This is a genomic window from Nitrosospira sp. CT (assembly GCF_059489795.1).
The window spans coordinates 151,367-168,194 of sequence record NZ_JCAHZJ010000043.1 but is presented as its reverse complement, the minus strand read 5'-3'; the positions used below and the strand labels follow the sequence as shown (position 1 = coordinate 168,194).

Annotated in this window: 16 protein-coding genes and 3 tRNA genes; 9 read left to right on the top strand and 10 right to left on the bottom strand. The window is 55.6% G+C overall.

The window, feature by feature from the left end; genetic code table 11:
- The 6 genes from AC52W5_RS07835 to AC52W5_RS07810 all read right to left on the bottom strand — a co-directional run.
- The coding region (locus AC52W5_RS07835) for a GTP-binding protein (RefSeq protein ID WP_495670593.1) at positions 1-109 on the bottom strand (109 nt) is incomplete at its 3' end.
- A 47-nt stretch (positions 110-156) separates the two neighbouring features.
- A tRNA-Thr gene (locus AC52W5_RS07830) sits at positions 157-231 on the bottom strand.
- A gap of 88 nt (positions 232-319) precedes the next feature.
- Positions 320-393 (bottom strand) — tRNA-Gly (locus AC52W5_RS07825).
- Positions 373-516, bottom strand: a complete 144-nt coding sequence (locus AC52W5_RS07820; protein ID WP_177219670.1) for a hypothetical protein — start codon at positions 514-516, stop codon at positions 373-375. The genes AC52W5_RS07825 and AC52W5_RS07820 overlap by 21 nt, the downstream gene beginning before the upstream one ends.
- Before the next feature lie 70 nt (positions 517-586).
- Positions 587-671 (bottom strand) — tRNA-Tyr (locus AC52W5_RS07815).
- Positions 672-844: 173 nt separating this feature from the next.
- Complete coding sequence (locus AC52W5_RS07810) at positions 845-1,306, bottom strand: FKBP-type peptidyl-prolyl cis-trans isomerase (protein ID WP_495670589.1); 462 nt, start codon at positions 1,304-1,306, stop codon at positions 845-847.
- 179 nt (positions 1,307-1,485) lie between these two features.
- Here AC52W5_RS07810 and AC52W5_RS07805 point away from each other — a divergent pair, with 179 nt between their 5' ends.
- Positions 1,486-1,971, top strand: coding sequence for a YbaN family protein (locus AC52W5_RS07805; RefSeq protein WP_495670588.1), 486 nt, complete (start codon positions 1,486-1,488; stop codon positions 1,969-1,971).
- A gap of 193 nt (positions 1,972-2,164) precedes the next feature.
- Here AC52W5_RS07805 and AC52W5_RS07800 read toward each other — a convergent pair whose 3' ends face one another.
- The 3 genes from AC52W5_RS07800 to AC52W5_RS07790 form a co-directional block, all read right to left on the bottom strand.
- Entirely contained in the window at positions 2,165-2,842 is a 678-nt protein-coding gene (locus AC52W5_RS07800) for a YiaD family glycine zipper/OmpA-like lipoprotein (protein WP_495670587.1), read from the bottom strand.
- Between the two features lie 243 nt (positions 2,843-3,085).
- Positions 3,086-3,997 carry a site-specific tyrosine recombinase XerD gene (gene xerD / locus AC52W5_RS07795; protein ID WP_074972004.1) on the bottom strand — a complete coding sequence of 304 codons (912 nt, stop codon included), beginning with the start codon at positions 3,995-3,997 and terminating at the stop codon, positions 3,086-3,088.
- Positions 3,984-4,487, bottom strand: coding sequence for a methylated-DNA--[protein]-cysteine S-methyltransferase (locus AC52W5_RS07790; protein WP_495670586.1), 504 nt, complete (start codon positions 4,485-4,487; stop codon positions 3,984-3,986). The genes xerD and AC52W5_RS07790 overlap by 14 nt, the downstream gene beginning before the upstream one ends.
- Positions 4,488-4,699: 212 nt before the next feature.
- Here AC52W5_RS07790 and AC52W5_RS07785 point away from each other — a divergent pair, with 212 nt between their 5' ends.
- The 3 genes from AC52W5_RS07785 to AC52W5_RS07775 all read left to right on the top strand — a co-directional run bounded on the left by AC52W5_RS07785 (position 4,700) and on the right by AC52W5_RS07775 (position 7,160).
- Complete coding sequence (locus AC52W5_RS07785) at positions 4,700-6,256, top strand: leucyl aminopeptidase (RefSeq protein WP_495670585.1); 1,557 nt, start codon at positions 4,700-4,702, stop codon at positions 6,254-6,256.
- A complete protein-coding gene (locus AC52W5_RS07780) occupies positions 6,253-6,675 on the top strand; it encodes a DNA polymerase III subunit chi (protein WP_112891627.1) in 423 nt (140 codons plus the stop codon). The genes AC52W5_RS07785 and AC52W5_RS07780 overlap by 4 nt, the downstream gene beginning before the upstream one ends.
- A 77-nt stretch (positions 6,676-6,752) precedes the next feature.
- Entirely contained in the window at positions 6,753-7,160 is a 408-nt protein-coding gene (locus tag AC52W5_RS07775) for a hypothetical protein (RefSeq protein ID WP_495670584.1), read from the top strand.
- 81 nt (positions 7,161-7,241) lie between these two features.
- Here AC52W5_RS07775 and AC52W5_RS07770 read toward each other — a convergent pair whose 3' ends face one another.
- Complete coding sequence (locus AC52W5_RS07770; RefSeq protein WP_495670583.1) at positions 7,242-8,351, bottom strand: HAF repeat-containing protein; 1,110 nt, start codon at positions 8,349-8,351, stop codon at positions 7,242-7,244.
- Positions 8,352-8,884: 533 nt separating this feature from the next.
- Here AC52W5_RS07770 and AC52W5_RS07765 point away from each other — a divergent pair.
- From AC52W5_RS07765 to AC52W5_RS07745, 5 genes are all read left to right on the top strand, one after another.
- Entirely contained in the window at positions 8,885-11,665 is a 2,781-nt protein-coding gene (locus tag AC52W5_RS07765) for a valine--tRNA ligase (RefSeq protein ID WP_495670582.1), read from the top strand.
- A gap of 110 nt (positions 11,666-11,775) precedes the next feature.
- The gene (adk, locus tag AC52W5_RS07760; RefSeq protein WP_074972014.1) at positions 11,776-12,429 is read left to right on the top strand and encodes an adenylate kinase; all 654 of its coding nucleotides are present in this window, start codon (positions 11,776-11,778) and stop codon (positions 12,427-12,429) included.
- Positions 12,430-12,619: 190 nt separating this feature from the next.
- Positions 12,620-13,879: a 6-phosphofructokinase gene (locus AC52W5_RS07755; RefSeq protein ID WP_495670581.1), complete on the top strand. Its 1,260-nt coding sequence runs from the start codon at positions 12,620-12,622 to the stop codon at positions 13,877-13,879.
- 152 nt (positions 13,880-14,031) lie between these two features.
- Positions 14,032-16,062 carry a sodium-translocating pyrophosphatase gene (locus tag AC52W5_RS07750; protein WP_495670580.1) on the top strand — a complete coding sequence of 677 codons (2,031 nt, stop codon included), beginning with the start codon at positions 14,032-14,034 and terminating at the stop codon, positions 16,060-16,062.
- Between the two features lie 88 nt (positions 16,063-16,150).
- Positions 16,151-16,561: a GlcG/HbpS family heme-binding protein gene (locus AC52W5_RS07745; protein WP_495670579.1), complete on the top strand. Its 411-nt coding sequence runs from the start codon at positions 16,151-16,153 to the stop codon at positions 16,559-16,561.
- Positions 16,562-16,828 lie beyond the last annotated feature (267 nt).

The window sequence follows — 16,828 nt, the reverse complement described above, 5'->3', positions numbered from 1 at the left end:
CCAATACCATCGTGATCGCCGCCGTCAACGTGGTCTTGCCGTGGTCCACGTGTCCTATCGTCCCTACGTTGATGTGCGGCTTCGTCCGCTCAAATTTGCTCTTTGCCATGATGATCCTTTTTAAAGCATTTTTTTGAGTTCTGTAATCGACGCCTATGGAGCCCATGGCCAGGATTGAACTGGCGACCTCTCCCTTACCAAGGGAGTGCTCTGCCACTGAGCTACATGGGCAAGCACGTCCTTGCCTAAACAATACCCCGCAACAATTTTGCCAATTTTCTAATGTTTTTAATTAATGCTCATTTCTCCGCTTCAAGTCTGGAGCGGGTGAAGGGAATCGAACCCTCGTCGTAAGCTTGGAAGGCTTCTGCTCTACCATTGAGCTACACCCGCATCGGGCACGATCAAGACCAGAAAATCCAGTGAAGCATTCAACAGCTCTTCGGAGAAAAAATCATCGAGCCGCGCAGCCAATGCACCATCTGCGCTCCCATTCACCAGAACCAGACCCGCCACGTAAAGCGATCAAGACACAAAAATCTCAAGACACAAAAAACTACAACGCCCGTACTATCAGATGCTGATCTGGTGGAGGGGGAAGGATTCGAACCTTCGAAGGCAGAGCCGTCAGATTTACAGTCTGATCCCTTTGACCGCTCGGGAACCCCTCCAAACGAAACCGTTAATTGTGAATGTTTCACGCGGATAAGTCAACGTGGATTTCAGGGTTTTTACTCTGGTACCGGCGTTATCCGCGCGAGGAGAAAACAACGAGTTGAGTTGCTGAATCGGGTAGAATTCGCATTCCCGCGGCGAGGCAGCCACGGTGCGCGAAAATCGGTGATCAGTGTGTCGAACCCTGACGCAATCCCAAAAGCTCTACCTCGAAAATCAGGGTAGCGTTTGGCGGGATAGCTCCCCGCCCTTCCGGTCCGTAGGCCAGCTGGGGCGGAATGATCAACGTGCGCTGGCCTCCCACTTTCATCCCGACAACACCTCGATCCCAACCTTTGATGACCCGCCCCGCGCCGATCAGAAACGAGAAAGGCATACCACGGTCGCGCGAGCTGTCGAACTTCTCACCCTTTTTGTCAGGAGCGCTTGCATCGTAAAGCCAGCCGGTATAGTGTACCTCAACCATCTTGCCCACCGCCGCTTCTTCGCCGCTTCCTATTTTGGTATCCTGCTTGATGAGCTGCGCCACGGCTGATGTGCCCTGCCCCGTTTCCGAAACAGCGGATTGGGGCAACAGCAATGCACCCAACATGAATATTCCCAAACTGATCAGTGTATTTACTCTGGACATGAGGACCTCGAAAATTGAAATGAAAACCTTCCATACTTCCTGCCTCTTATTATACCGTCAACCCGTAGGGCGACTGTAGCGTCATGAAGGCTTTCGTTCAGGGATTCCTTGCTCATTGCTCATTGCTCATTGCTCATGTACTCGTTTGATCGAGGCGCAAAGCGTATGAAGGAGAGTTCATGCAGGATCGCTTAAGCGAAAAGGTCGAAAAGGTCGAAAAGATATTTACCAGCAAAGAGACGTGTTCCAGGCAGGCGGGAGGATCACCTGCGCGCCTGCATGACTCGCGCCTTGTGCGCTCCCTCTACCTCGTGGCCGGATTCGTCGCCCTGATACTCGGCGTAGTGGGGATCGTGCTGCCAGTACTCCCGACAACCCCTTTCGTGCTGCTGGCAGCCGCCTGTTTTGCCCGCAGTTCCACGCACTTCCACGACAAGCTCCTGACCAATCGCATCACCGGTCCCATTATTCGTGAATGGATGGAGCATCGCAGCATTCCGCGTAAAGTGAAGCGTTGGGTATATCTGTTGCTGGTGCTGTCGCTGGGGAGTTCGGTCCTGATGATGCCCTCTGTCTGGCATCAGGGGATGCTCGTTCTGCTGGGTGTCATCCTGATAGCCTTCATCTGGCGAATTCCGGTCAGAGAACCGGATGCTGACACATGACGAGCATGGCCGCGCTGCGCCCGATGGCAAGATGGCAATTACAGACTGCAACCTTCTATCCCACACTGGGGGAACACCTGCTTCCAGGCATATGAGTGCTTCCGTCGGCTCCTCCAGGCTCCCCGGGCGGCACGCGTCCTCCCCGAGAGGACGCATTGCTGCAAAATGTTTACGCTTCCTGAATAATCCTGACTCAATATTGCTGGGAAGCCTCTTGCGGTTCGGCAACGTAGATTTCAACCCGCCGATTCCTTGCCCTGTTCTGAGGTGTGTCATTGGCGACAATAGGCTCCCGGGAGCCGCGACCATCGATCCTTATGCGGTTTGGAGAAACCCCCCGACTCACCAGATAATCCCGCGTGCTGGCTGCCCGGTTCACGGAGAGGGGATTATTGATCGCATCGCTGCCAGAGCTGTCTGTATGGCCGATAATGGTCACCCCTGTAGCAGGATTATTGTTCAGGCCGGTGGCAAAACTATCCAGTACCGGCTTGAAGTTCGGCCTGAGGTCTGCACGGCCGGCATCAAATGAAATATCGCTGGGAATATCCAGTTTCAGTCTGTTATCCGGAGTTTTTAAAACTTGTACTCCTGTTCCCGCTGTGGCCTGCTCCATTTCCTGTTTCTGCTCTTCCATTCTCCGGGACCAAACGTTTCCGGCGATGGCACCGAGGCCAGCCCCGGCCGCTGCACCGATTGCCGCACCTTTCCCCTTACCCGCAATTGCTCCGATCAATGCGCCTGTACCAGCACCGATGCCCGCGCCGATGGCAGTATCTCTCGTTCTGGTGCTCTGGATTTCGGGTGAGCTTGCACAGCCACCCAATGCCAGGACTATTGCTATTGAAATAACCGATAATTGATTACGCATGACTTCTCCTGTTTTGTGGGGAATTATTGCTTGAGAACTCCTGCTATCGCTCTTCAGCGGTTCCTTAGACTTTAGCAGAGTTGCAGGCATATTCAACAGCAGATGCAATTCGCTCTTGAGCCTCAGCCGCTTGCCGACTCGCGCTCTGGGCTGACTGAGGTCACTCTACGTCGGCATGGTTTGTTTCTTGCGGAGGGGAAAACGATTTTCTTCGATCGGGATTCCGGCCCGTAAAACTTTGCCTCACCCTCTCGGATGATGCATTTCGTGGATTCTTTTCAATCTTTCGCGTGCGACATGAGTGTATATCTGTGTGGTTGAAATGTCCGCATGGCCGAGCAGCAGTTGCACCACACGCAGATCGGCACCATGATTGAGCAGATGAGTCGCAAAGGCATGACGCAATCCATGCGGCGACAACGGCTTCGTAATACCGGCCTGCCGCGCATAGCGTTTGATCAGATACCAGAAAGCCTGACGAGTCATGCCTGCGCCGCGGTAAGTGACGAACAGCGCATTACTCGATTTTCCATCCAGCAGGGCAGGGCGGATTTCCTTGAGGTAGCGGATCACCCATTCCAGCGCCTCTTCCCCCAGCGGCGTCAGGCGCTCTTTTCCGCCCTTCCCCATGATGCGCACCACGCCCATGTCCAGGCTGATCTGGCCGCTTTCCAGGCTTACAAGCTCTGAAACCCGGAGGCCGCTGGCATAGAGCACCTCGAGCATGGCGCGATCCCGCAATCCCAACGGAAGGTCCACAGCGGGTGCGCCAAGGAGGGCTTCCACGTCAGTCTCGGTCAAGCTCACCGGCAGACTGCGAGGAACCCTAGGTGTATCGATGTTGAGGGTGGGATCTGCATTGATCTTTCCCTGGCGCAACAGAAAGCGGTAAAACCGCTTTAGGCTCGAGAGCTCGCGGCTGGCGGTGCTGGCCTTGATTCCAGCGGAAAACCTCCCCGTCATGAATCCCAGCAGATCGGAATGGGTGACCGTCAGGAAACTGCTATCGCCCGGCTTCTGTCGGGCGAACCAATCACCGAACTGCTTCAGATCGCTGCGATAGCTCTCCATTGTATTGCGCGAGAGCCCGTCTTCCAGCCACAGCGCATCGCAGAATTCATCGAGCAGTTCCACGTTCTGCTCAGATACCCTCATGCTTCAATAGCCAGCGCTTAATAGCGAGCGGCAATCCATCGCTGGCGTTCATGAAACCTCCAAGACCGCCGCTTTTGGCGATAACACGATGACAGGGAATAACGATGGGCAGCCGGTTGGCTCCGCACGCCTGCCCTACCGCGCGCGGGGCGGAATGCAACTCCATCGCGATAGCGGCATAACTGCGCGTTGCGCCAGCCGGAATATCCTGAATCGCTTGCCACACACGGCGCTGATGAATCGTCCCGCCAATATGTAATGACAAGTCGAACGCGAAACCAGGATCGGCAAGGTATGCCTGTAATTGATTACATACTTCCCTGGCGAGAGGATTTTGCGGAGCGAGAGTGGGCGTATCCGGCGGCAGATATTCTATATCTGTCAGCCAGTCTTGGTCCGTGCGAAGGCCAAGCACGGCAAACGGCGCGGCAAGTTTGGCCTGATAATCTTCTGGCGGCTTCACCCGCCGTATCGACTTCTGTCTGATCATCCATTCCTTCCCCATCACCCGACAACTCCGACACTGCCGCTCACCCTTGCAACCACGTTGCAGGGTGAACAGAAATTGAACAGGAATTCCATTACGAGATTTTTTGAAACGGTCCCGTATCTGCTTTGACTTTATGCGAATAGTCCGGCGATAATCGAAGCATTATCCGGTTTGAACAATCTGCCCGCAAGCCTTGAATCGAGGAGCAAGCTATGAAATTTAATATAAAGAACGGAACACCCGAGAAACAGCGCAGTGCCTGTGTGGTTGCAGGCATTTTCGAACAACAAAAATTAACCCCTGCTGCCGAAGCCCTGGATAAATCCGCAAACGGCTACATTACCAACATCTTGGACCGGGGAGATATGAAGGGCAAAGCAGGCTCGACGCTAATGCTCCATAACGTGCCCAACAGTGCCTGCGAGCGCGTATTACTGGTGGGGCTCGGCAAAGAGCAGGAACTCGGCGACAAGGGATACCGCGATGCAGTACGCGCAGTGTTCAAGGCGCTATCTGACACCAGCGCTGCCGATGCCACCCTGTTTCTGCTGGAAGCGCCCGTAAAAAACCGCGATCTCTCCTGGAAAGTCCTGCAAATCGCAGTCGGCGGACTGGAGAGCATGTACCGCTTCGACCGGCTGAAAAGCAAGGTCGAGGAAGCCGAACCGAAGCTGCACAAAATTACCCTCGGTGTCATCAAGCCCCTCACCGGAGAGGAGCAGGCCGCCAGTGAGGAGGCTCTGCAACAAGGACTGGCCGTGGCCGATGGCATGAGCCTGGCCAAGGATCTGGGCAATCTTGCGCCTAATATCTGCACCCCTACCTATCTTGCGGAGCAGGCCATGGATATGGCCAAGACCTACAAGCTCAAGGTGACGGTGCTGGAGCAAAAGGATATGGAGAATCTTGGCATGGGCGCATTGCTGGCCGTGGCTCGCGGCAGCCGCCAGCCTCCCAAGCTGATTGCTCTGGAATATTGGGGTGGGGCAAAGAAGGGAAAACCTGTTGTGCTGGTAGGAAAAGGTGTCACCTTCGATACGGGCGGCATTTCCCTCAAGCCAGCGGCGGAAATGGATGAAATGAAGTACGACATGTGCGGGGCCGCCACCGTACTGGGCACCATTCACGCTGTTGCAAAAATGGGCCTTCCAGTCAATGTGGTCGGCATTATTCCAGCCACCGAAAACATGCCCGGCGGCAATGCCACCAAACCTGGCGACGTTGTCACGAGCATGTCGGGACAAACCATAGAGATTCTCAATACGGATGCCGAAGGCAGGCTGATCCTGTGCGACGCGCTGGCCTACACCGAACGCTACGAACCGGAAGCGGTAATCGATGTTGCCACGCTCACCGGCGCCTGTGTCATAGCGCTCGGTCACGTTGCCTCGGGCCTGTTGAGCAATGATGACGAACTGGCCCGGGAACTGCTGGACGCCTCGGAGCGCGCGGTGGACCGCGCCTGGCGCCTGCCGCTGTTCGACGAATATCAGGAGCAGCTGAAAAGTAATTTCGCCGATATAGCCAATATCGGAGGCCGCGCTGCGGGAACCATTACCGCCGCCTGCTTCCTGTCGCGGTTCACCAAAAAATATCGCTGGGCGCACCTCGACATAGCCGGCACGGGCTGGAAATCCGGCAAGGAAAAAGGTGCGACCGGACGCCCGGTACCGCTGCTCACCCAGTTTCTGATCAGCCGGACTACCAGACAATCCGGTAACACCGGTGAGACCGGCAGCCGCAAGGGCCGGCGTAAATCGAAGGAATGACGGAAATCGACTTCTACTCGGGCGGGGGGGACCGGCTCCATACCGCCTGCCGTCTGGTTGCAACAGCAGCGCGGAAAGGATTCAAGGTCATGATTTACGCGCCTGACATGGCTACAGTCGAGCAGATCGATAAATTGCTATGGACTTTCTCTGCGATTGATTTTATTCCACACTGCAAGGCAGGCGACAAGCTGGCTGAGTTCACGCCGGTAATACTCAGCGATAGTGGAAGGAATCCGCCGCACGATGATGTATTGCTCAACCTGGGTCCTGAGAATCCCCCTTTCTTCAGCCGCTTCCGGCGACTGATTGAAATTGCCGGCAACACGGATGAAGATACCCGGGCGGCAAGGAAACGCTACCGGTTCTATCAGGACCGTGGCTACGAAATACGGCATCATCGCCTGAGTTCCGTATAGCCTGGCGGCTCATCAAATCACGTCACAGGCATCAATTCCCGGGATTCCGCCACCTCCCTTTACCAGCCGGCATTTCAATGACAAACAGCAAAAAAGCTTCGCAGGGTGAATATGACGAAATTCTGCATAAACTGGAAATACTGCTGAGCAGGCACCAGGACATATCATCCACGCTACTGACTGACAGCGATAGCCACTTGACCGCCGGCTCATCCCGTTTGTCCGGGACCGCGGCGAAGCAGGCACGGGCAGACAATATCCCCACCCTCACAGAGGTCGCCGCCAGGCAGTCCCCATCCGGTACCAGCATACCCACCCTCACGGAAGTCATGCATTCCCCGCCCTCGACACTTTCCCCTGCCGATATAACCGTGCTGCTGGAGAAAATTCTGGATGAGGCGCTGAATGAAACCGGCACCGCCTTGAATCCGAATGCACGCACGGCACTGATACAGACCCTGAAATCACGCCTGTTCGGTCTTTGAAAACGATAGTGGAGCAGGCGTCCATTCCGGCCCGTCGTGCTTGACCTGGAAATGAGCAGGATCAGCGGCGGCACATCGGTACTAGGCCTTGCTTCCCGACTTCTGCCACCATACCAGAAATCCGACCAGACCCAGGCCCGCGAATATCAGCATGTAGGCCTGGGGTTTGGGAATATTGGCAATAACGATGACCTGTCCCGCGTTATTGATGCTGATGGCGCCCGTTATAACATATCCGGGCGGCAACCAGGTCAGTGAATTGAGGTCTGTCATGCCCACGCCATTGGGACCAGTGATAAAGGCATGCTCATCACCGGTAGCCATGGTGGACCATCCCACCACCTGTCCGGCATCGTTGATGTCAGTGGCGATACTGTAATCTCCACCCAGCGTCCCGAGATCGGTCATCCCCACGCCATTGGGGCCAGTGATGAAAGCGTGCGTATAACCAGCAGCCGTGCTGGAATCTCCCACTGCCTGCCCGGCATCATTGATGCCATAGGCGACACTGGAGTCTCCACCCAGCGTCCCGAGATCGGTCATCCCCACGCCATTGGGGCCAGTGATGAAAGCGTGCCTCACGCCTCTCCCAACCACCTGCCCCGCATCATTGATATCATGAGCAACAGTTGTGAGTCCATCCGGCAGGCTTCCCAGGTGGATCATGCCCACGCCATTGGGACCGGTGATGAAAGCGTGCCGATATTCCTTGACGGTGTACCCCGCCACCTGGCCAGCGTTATTGATGCTGGTGGCGTAACTGGCATGTTCTCCCAGCGTCCCCAGGTCTGTCATGCCCACGCCGTTAGGCCCGGTAATAAAAGCATGCAAATTACCTGTGGCTGTCTGTGAGTACCCTACCACCTGCCCGGCATCATTAATACCAAAGGTTGCGCTGGAACTACCACCCAGCGTCTTGAGATCGGTTCTGCCAGCGCCGTTGGGACCGGTGATGAAAGCGTGCTGATATTCCTTGGCGGTGTACCCCGCCACCTGGCCAACGTTATTGATGCCAGTAGCGTTACCAGTCATTCCACTCGGCACAAGAGTGATCAGCCGGTTGCTGTTGAGGTCCAGAATATATAAACATTGTAGCTGTGCAAAAGCGGGGAGAGCAAAGCACAATCCGGTACTTAAGACCAACAGCGGGATCAAGCCCTGCATTCTGGAATTACTGGTCATTTTCATCATTCTCTCTCCAGTAAATGGTTTTCAGAGATGCGGGGCTTCCCGATTTGATGAAACATGCTGGCAGCGCTCCTCTTTGCGCCACATGACTCTCACCTGCCATTACAACAATCCAGCTTAAAATCTGTCAGGCAAAAAGTATATGAGCCGATCAGTCTATCCAGTCATGGCAAAGCGCTGTATTTTGAGCAGTAATGGAAACTCAAGCTGAGACACGGGTTTGGTGAGTTATCAACAGACCTGTCCACCCCAATCGGGGAAAACCTTGATCGGAATCTACGTTCCAGTGACGTTCAAAGCACGCCATTATTGGTTTGGGCTGGATTCCGGTTTGGCTGGATTCCGGGTCAGGTCCGGAATGACGAGATTCATAGTAATTTCTGGCCGGATCAATAGGGATAGCGGGACAGATTCCCAATGCTTTCACGGAATGCTCCTGACCGGACAAGATGGGCAACAGTTAAGAGGGAGGGCTGCGCTGCCGGTCCTTGCGCCTTCCGTTATAATGGCGGGTTTTCTGCCAAGCGATCGACAGTATGGAACTCGAAAAAAGCTTTGATCCCCCGACTATCGAACGCCGCTGGTATTCGCACTGGGAGGCCGAAGGCTATTTCAGGCCTGGACCAGCGGGGACTGCGGACGACCAAGCGCCTGCATACTGCATCATGCTGCCGCCGCCCAACGTGACCGGCACGCTGCACATGGGACATGCCTTTCAACATACCTTGATGGATGCGCTGACGCGTTATCACCGCATGCGTGGAGATAACACATTATGGCAACCGGGTACCGACCACGCCGGAATTGCCACCCAGATCGTGGTGGAACGCCAACTGGATCAGCAGAACATTGACCGGCGCGATCTGGGACGTGAAGCGTTTATCGCCCGCGTGTGGGAATGGAAAGAGGAATCCGGCTCCACCATCAGCCGCCAGATGCGCCGTATGGGCGCCTCCTGCGACTGGTCGCGGGAACGCTTCACTATGGATGAGGAACTCTCTCGGGCCGTGACTGAAGTTTTCGTGCGGCTTTATCGCGAAGGCCTCATCTACCGCGGGGAACGTCTGGTGAACTGGGATCCTGTGCTGCAAACCGCCGTTTCCGACCTCGAAGTGGTATCGGTAGAAGAAGAAGGATCGCTCTGGCATATTCTTTATCCCTTCGAAAAGGATGCCGGAGGGAATCAGGATGGGGCAAAACCGGAAGGACTGATTATTGCGACTACCCGCCCGGAAACCATGCTGGGCGATATGGCGGTAGCTGTGCATCCCGACGATGAGCGCTATCGGCACCTGATCGGCCGCCACGTCCGCCTGCCATTATGCGAGCGCAGCATACCCATCATCGCAGACGCCTATGTCGACCCGGCATTCGGCACGGGGTGCGTCAAGATCACTCCCGCGCACGATTTCAACGACTACCAGATAGGACAGCGGCACAAACTTGTTCCGCTCGGTATTCTTACCCTGGATGGAAAGATCAATGACTTGGCGCCCGCCGAGTATCAGGGATTGGATCGTTTTGCGGCCCGCAGGAAAATTGTCGCCGATCTGGAAGAACAGAATCTGCTGGTTGAAACAAAACCGCACAAGCTGATGGTGCCGCGCGGTGATCGCACCCAGGCTGTCGTTGAACCGATGCTGACCGATCAATGGTATGTCAGCATGAACGGACTGGCGAGGCAGGGCCTGGAGGCGGTGGCGAGCGGGGAAGTGAAATTCATTCCGGAAAACTGGACACACGTATATGACCAGTGGCTCGAAAATATCCAGGACTGGTGTATTTCCCGCCAATTATGGTGGGGCCATCGGATTCCGGCATGGTATGACGAGGACAATAACATCTTTGTCGCGCACAGCCTGGAGGAAGCCCAACAGCTGGCGGACGGGCGCAAGCTGGTGCAGGACGAGGATGTGCTGGATACCTGGTTTTCATCCGCACTGTGGCCATTCTCCACGTTGGGTTGGCCGGAAAAAACACCGCAGCTTGAAACATTCCTGCCGACCTCGGTTCTGGTTACCGGCTTCGACATCATTTTTTTCTGGGTAGCGCGCATGGTGATGATGTCCCTGCATTTCACCGGCAAAGTGCCTTTCCGGGAGGTATATATCACCGGCCTCATCCGCGATGCGGAAGGGCATAAGATGAGCAAATCCAGAGGCAATGTGCTGGACCCACTGGATCTTATCGACGGCATTGCACTGCCGGATCTGATCGCTAAGCGCACCAGCGGCCTGATGAACCCGCGACAGGCTGAATCCATCGAAAAAACCACGCGTAAGCAGTTTCCGGAGGGAATCCCGGCGTTCGGCGCAGACGCGCTGCGCTTTACTTTTGCCAGCCTCGCCTCTCACGGCCGCGACATCAAGTTCGATATGCAGCGCTGTGAAGGCTACCGGAATTTCTGCAACAAGCTCTGGAATGCGGCGCGCTACGTGCTGATGAATTGCGAGGGCAAAGATACCGGTCTGGCGGAATCGGCGCCTCTGGAATATTCGGATGCCGACCGCTGGATCATCAGCCGGCTGCAACAGGCGGAAACCGCGGTCGCCCAGGCTTATCAGGATTACCGCTTTGACATGGCAGCCCGCGAAATCTACGAATTCGTCTGGGATGAGTATTGCGACTGGTATCTGGAGTTCGCCAAGGTACAGCTGAATTCCGGCACTGAAGCGGTACAGCGCACTACCCGTCGCACCCTGGCCCGGGTCCTGGAAACGGCTTTAAGGCTTGCCCATCCCCTCATTCCATTTATTACCGAAGAATTGTGGCAGAACATTGCCCCGCTCGCCGGCAAGCAAGGGGCGAGCATCATGTTGCAGCCTTATCCTGAAGCCGATCCCTCCAAGTTCGATGAAGCCGCGACCGGGAATATCGCTGCGCTCAAGGAAATGATCAACGCCTGCCGCACGCTGCGGGGTGAAATGAACCTCTCCCCGGCATCGAGGGTACCGCTTCTGGCCGCAGGCGACGAGAAAATACTCGCCAGCTTTTCTCCCTATCTGAAGGCGCTGGCCAAATTATCGGATGTCGAAATCGAACAGAATCTGCCCCCCGCCGAAGCACCGGTGGCGATCGTGGGTGAATTCAGGCTGATGCTGAAAATCGAGATTGATATTGCTGCGGAGCGTGAGCGGCTGACCAAAGAGCTTGACCGTGTCCAGGCGGAAATGGAGAAGGCGCAAGCCAAGCTCGCCAACAGTAATTTTGTGGCGCGCGCACCGGCAAAGGTGGTGGAGCAGGAAAAAGAACGCCTTGCCAGTTTCGGTGCGACATTGGGGAAACTGAAAGAGCAACTTCAGAAACTGGGTTGCTGAATCGGGTCAAAAAGTTCAAGAGGCGGATGGCCTGCGCTATAATCCCCCGTTTGACAACGAAATGAATTTCGCCCCCGCCTCGCCCGCGGGCTTTATAAAAAGGAGGAATAATCATAATCGTCTTATTGGGTGGTCCCGGTGCGGGAAAGGGAACTCAGGCCAGCTTCATCAAGGAACATTTCGGCATTCCGCAGATATCGACAGGAGACATGCTGCGCGCAGCCGTCAAGGAAGGCACCGAACTGGGTCTCATGGCCAAAAAGATCATGGACGAGGGCGGTCTTGTTCCGGATGACATCATCATCGATCTGGTGAAAGCGCGCATTGCACAGCCGGATTGCAGCAAGGGTTTTCTGTTTGATGGTTTTCCCCGCACCATCCCGCAGGCGGATGCGATGAAGGCTGCCGAAGTGCTTGTCCAGTTCGTCATTGAAATTGATGTATCCGACGAAGAGATTGTCAGGCGCCTCTCCGGCCGGCGCGTACATCCTGCCTCGGGGCGCATTTACCATCTGATATTCAATCCGCCCCGGGTCGATGAGAAGGATGATGTGACCGGAGAGCCCCTGATACAGCGTGATGATGATAAAGAGGAAACGATACGGAAACGGCTCGAAATCTATCACGCCCAGACCGAACCATTGGTAGAATACTACGCCAGATGGTCAGCTAGTGGCGAAAAAGATGCTCCCAGGTATGTGAAAATCACGGGGGCCGGATCAGTGGAAACAATCCGCGACGCCATTTTCGCGTCGCTGAGATAACTTCAGTCAAACTCCTGGTGGAACTCAAGCCTGGTATCACCGCCGTTTTAATTCGCTAAGAGAGCAATACGCAGCGGCAGTAATCCTCGTTGCCGTCTGCATGCATGGCGCCGGCACTGTTGCGCCACGGGAGAAAGCGTGCGTACGCTGACGGTAGATGTTGGAAGATTTTAATAATCGGGGGAGAAATATGGCAGCAAAAAATGCTTTTTATGCTCAATCCGGCGGCGTTACCGCCGTCATAAACGCTTCCGCAGCCGGTGTAATTGAAACCGCCCGCCAGCAAAGCGGAAAGATAGGCAAAATTTATGCGGGGCGCAACGGGATCATCGGCGCGCTTACCGAGGACCTGATCGATACCGGACAGGAATCCGATGCCGCAATCAGCGCATTGCGGCACACGCCCTCCGGAGCGTTCGGGTCCTGCCGCTATAAACTGAAAAGCCTTGAACAAAACCGGCGGGAATATGAACGCCTGATCGAAGTATTCAAGGCTCATGACATCGGCTATTTCTTCTACAACGGCGGTGGCGATTCAGCGGACACGTGTCTCAAGGTATCGCAACTGTCCGGCACGCTTGGCTATCCCATTCAGGCCATTCATGTGCCAAAAACGGTGGATAACGACCTTCCCATCACAGACTGCTGCCCTGGCTTCGGCTCGGTGGCGAAGTACATCGCCGTATCCACGCTTGAAGCCAGTTTCGACGTGGCAAGCATGTCAGCAACGTCAACGAAGGTGTTCGTGCTGGAAGTAATGGGACGGCACGCCGGCTGGATAGCAGCCGCCGGAGGCCTGGCATCCAGCCCGGAGCGTGAAATTCCCGTCATCATTCTCTTCCCCGAAATCAGGTTCGACAAACAGAAATTCCTCGCCAAAGTGGACAGTTGTGTCAAGAAATTCGGCTACTGCTCGGTGGTGGTATCGGAGGGCGTAAAAGGAGATGACGGCAAATTCCTCTCCGACCAAGGTGTACGTGACGCCTTCGGGCACGCTCAATTGGGAGGAGTAGCGCCGGTGGTGGCGAACATGGTGAAGGAGGGACTCGGACTCAAATATCACTGGGGTGTGGCGGACTATCTGCAACGCGCGGCGCGTCACATCGCGTCCAAGACCGACGTCGAGCAGGCGTATGCCATGGGCCGGGCCGCCGTGGAATTCGCGGTCCAGGGGCACAATTCGGTGATGCCCACCATAGAGCGCATTTCCGCCAGGCCCTACCAGTGGAAGGTAGGCATGGCGCAGTTGTCGCAAGTCGCCAATGTCGAAAAAATGATGCCCGAGAACTTTATCACCGAGGATGGTTTTGGCATTACCGACCTGTGCCGGGAATATCTGGCACCGCTTATCGAGGGTGAAGACTATCCCCCCTACAAGGATGGCCTGCCGAACTACGTACGACTGCAGAATGTGGCGGTCCCGAAAAAATTGAGCGGCTTCACGCTTTGAGCCGCTTTAACCTGGCGTAACCGGAAGCGCATACATATTGTTCACAGGAGCGCTTATGGGCAGCAAAGCAACCGCTGAGCGACGCTCTCTGTGAACGATAACGCCGCATCTTGCATGCGTTTCCCCGTAGCCGATTTTAACTGGAGATTTAAATGAGTACTGGTTTAATCATCGCAATTGGTTGCGCGATGGCGGCACTCCTCTATGGAGTGGTTTCGATAAGGTGGATTGTAGCGTTGCCGGCAGGCAACGAACGCATGCGGGATATTGCCACGGCGATTCAGCAGGGCGCCTCGGCTTATCTGAACCGCCAATACACCACCATCAGCATAGTGGGTGTTATTCTGCTGATGGCAATCTTTCTTGCTTTGGGCTGGCAGACTGCCGTTGGGTTTGCTCTGGGCGCATTTTTGTCGGGGCTGACCGGATATATCGGCATGAACGTATCCGTGCGTGCGAATGTACGCACGGCGGAAGCAGCGCGGCACGGTCTCAACGCCGCGCTGGATGTTGCCTTCAAGGGGGGGGCCATTACCGGTATGCTGGTGGTTGGCCTGGGTTTGCTGGGCGTGGCTGGCTACTTTGCCCTTCTGGTCGGCATGGGCGCAAGTGAGTCGCAAGCAACTCATGCGCTCGTGGGGGTTGCCTTCGGAAGTTCGCTGATCTCCATTTTCGCGCGTCTCGGCGGCGGAATTTTCACGAAGGGCGCTGACGTGGGCGCCGACCTGGTTGGCAAGGTGGAAGCCGGTATCCCTGAGGACGATCCGAGAAATCCGGCCGTTATCGCCGACAACGTGGGTGACAACGTGGGTGACTGTGCCGGCATGGCTGCCGACCTGTTTGAAACCTACGCCGTTACCATTATCGCGACCATGCTGCTGGGTGGACTGCTTATTACCGACAGTCCGAATGCGGTGCTCTATCCGCTGGTACTGGGTGGCGTTTCCATTATTGCTTCCATCATCGGCTGTTACTTTGTCAAGGCACGTGAGGGCGGCAAAATCATGAATGCGCTTTATCGGGGTTTAGCAGTGGCCGGCGGGTTGGCGGCAATTGCCTACTATCCCATCACGACTATCATGCTTGGTGAGGGCGTAATGATCGAGGGGAAACTGGTTTCCTCAACCAGTCTTTACCTCTCTGTACTGGTTGGCCTGGCGCTCACGGCCGCCATGGTATGGATCACCGAGTACTACACCTCAACGGAATTCAAACCGGTACGCCATATCGCAGAAGCCTCCAGCACCGGTCACGGCACCAATGTCATTGCCGGTCTGGGTGTTTCGATGAAGGCGACTGCCTGGCCGGTGATTGTCGTATGTCTTTCCATCTGGATCACATACGAACTGGCAGGTCTGTATGGCATTGCCGTCGCCGCCACTTCGATGCTTTCCATGGCCGGAATCATCGTTGCCCTGGATGCCTACGGTCCCATCACGGATAATGCCGGTGGAATCGCCGAAATGGCCGGCTTGCCGTCGGAAGTACGTGATATCACCGATCCCCTGGATGCCGTTGGCAATACCACCAAGGCCGTGACCAAGGGCTACGCGATCGGCTCTGCCGGTCTGGCTGCGCTGGTTCTGTTCGCCGACTACACCCATGCGCTCGCGAGCGGCGGCAAATCCGTGACCTTTGATTTGTCCGACCATATGGTCATCATCGGCCTGTTCCTCGGCGGCATGGTTCCCTACCTGTTTGGCGCCATGGCGATGGAGGCCGTGGGCCGTGCTGCCGGCTCGGTAGTGGTGGAAGTCCGGCGCCAGTTCAGGGAAATCCCTGGGATCATGGAAGGAACAGCCAAGCCCGACTACTCGCGTGCAGTGGATATGGTGACAAGGGCGGCGATCAAGGAAATGATCCTTCCCTCCCTGCTTCCGGTTGCCGTCCCCCTGATCGTCGGCCTCATGCTGGGTCCGGTTGCTCTTGGCGGGGTACTGATCGGCGCGATCATTACCGGTATTTTCGTGGCAATTTCGATGACCGCAGGGGGCGGTGCCTGGGATAACGCCAAGAAATACATCGAAGATGGCCATTTCGGTGGAAAAGGTTCGGAAGCGCATAAGGCAGCCGTTACAGGTGATACAGTGGGCGATCCTTACAAGGATACTGCGGGTCCGGCCGTGAATCCGCTCATCAAGATCATGAATATCGTGGCGCTCCTGATTGTGCCGCTGTTGTAATTTCTTGCGTTCTCCAAAACACGCCGGAAGGTCCGGCGTGTTTTGTTTTGGGACCTCAGATCTCACATATATCCGGAGGGCTTGCTTTATGAATAAAAAAAATGTGCTCACGCTCGACGATGCCAAGGTTATTGCCACCGCCGCGGAAGCAGAAGCCATGCGCAACAACTGGCCAGTGGCGATTGCGATCGTCGATGACGGCGCCCATCTTGTCCACTTGCTGCGCCTCGATGAAACACAATTTGGCAGTGTCGAAGTTGCAATACAAAAGGCGCGGGCAGCCATTGCATTCCGACGTCCGACCAAAATCTGGGAAGAACAGGTGGCTGCCGGAAGCATCCGTTATCTTGGTCTGCCGGGCACTCTGCCCATCGAGGGGGGGTTGCCGATCGTGGCGGACGGACAGTTCATCGGCGCCGTGGGAGTAAGCGGTGTGCGCTCCCATCAGGATGCGCAGATTGCCCAGGCAGGACTGGATGTGCTCTTCAAAAATGCCTGAGAAGCCTGCTTGTGACGTAGGATACCGAGTATCCTACGCTTAAAGCCTGCTGTCCTTCCTCCTGGCAAATCCGAAGCAAATTCGGGGCAAGCCCCGCCAGAAGAATATTTCCTCTTGCGCCCCTCCTACTCTCAGGCTTCGTACCTCCAACCTTGCGATCGACTCTATCTGTTCGCCACCTGAGTTTATTTTTAATTTTCTTTTTCGCACTCTCTATCAACTTAAGCCTGAGTTAAGGTAGGATGACTCCATAACGTCATCGTAACC

Coding starts and splice junctions, on each gene's coding strand:
- AC52W5_RS07790 (WP_495670586.1), bottom strand. CDS start 4,487: ATGATCAGACAGAAGTCGATACGGCGGGTGAAGCCGCCAGAAGATTAT.
- AC52W5_RS07805 (WP_495670588.1), top strand. CDS start 1,486: ATGCAGGATCGCTTAAGCGAAAAGGTCGAAAAGGTCGAAAAGATATTT.
- AC52W5_RS07810 (WP_495670589.1), bottom strand. CDS start 1,306: ATGTCCAGAGTAAATACACTGATCAGTTTGGGAATATTCATGTTGGGT.
- AC52W5_RS07755 (WP_495670581.1), top strand. CDS start 12,620: ATGGCAGCAAAAAATGCTTTTTATGCTCAATCCGGCGGCGTTACCGCC.
- AC52W5_RS07800 (WP_495670587.1), bottom strand. CDS start 2,842: ATGCGTAATCAATTATCGGTTATTTCAATAGCAATAGTCCTGGCATTG.
- xerD (WP_074972004.1), bottom strand. CDS start 3,997: ATGAGGGTATCTGAGCAGAACGTGGAACTGCTCGATGAATTCTGCGAT.
- AC52W5_RS07775 (WP_495670584.1), top strand. CDS start 6,753: ATGACAAACAGCAAAAAAGCTTCGCAGGGTGAATATGACGAAATTCTG.
- AC52W5_RS07750 (WP_495670580.1), top strand. CDS start 14,032: ATGAGTACTGGTTTAATCATCGCAATTGGTTGCGCGATGGCGGCACTC.
- AC52W5_RS07745 (WP_495670579.1), top strand. CDS start 16,151: ATGAATAAAAAAAATGTGCTCACGCTCGACGATGCCAAGGTTATTGCC.
- AC52W5_RS07780 (WP_112891627.1), top strand. CDS start 6,253: ATGACGGAAATCGACTTCTACTCGGGCGGGGGGGACCGGCTCCATACC.
- AC52W5_RS07770 (WP_495670583.1), bottom strand. CDS start 8,351: ATGATGAAAATGACCAGTAATTCCAGAATGCAGGGCTTGATCCCGCTG.
- AC52W5_RS07785 (WP_495670585.1), top strand. CDS start 4,700: ATGAAATTTAATATAAAGAACGGAACACCCGAGAAACAGCGCAGTGCC.
- AC52W5_RS07765 (WP_495670582.1), top strand. CDS start 8,885: ATGGAACTCGAAAAAAGCTTTGATCCCCCGACTATCGAACGCCGCTGG.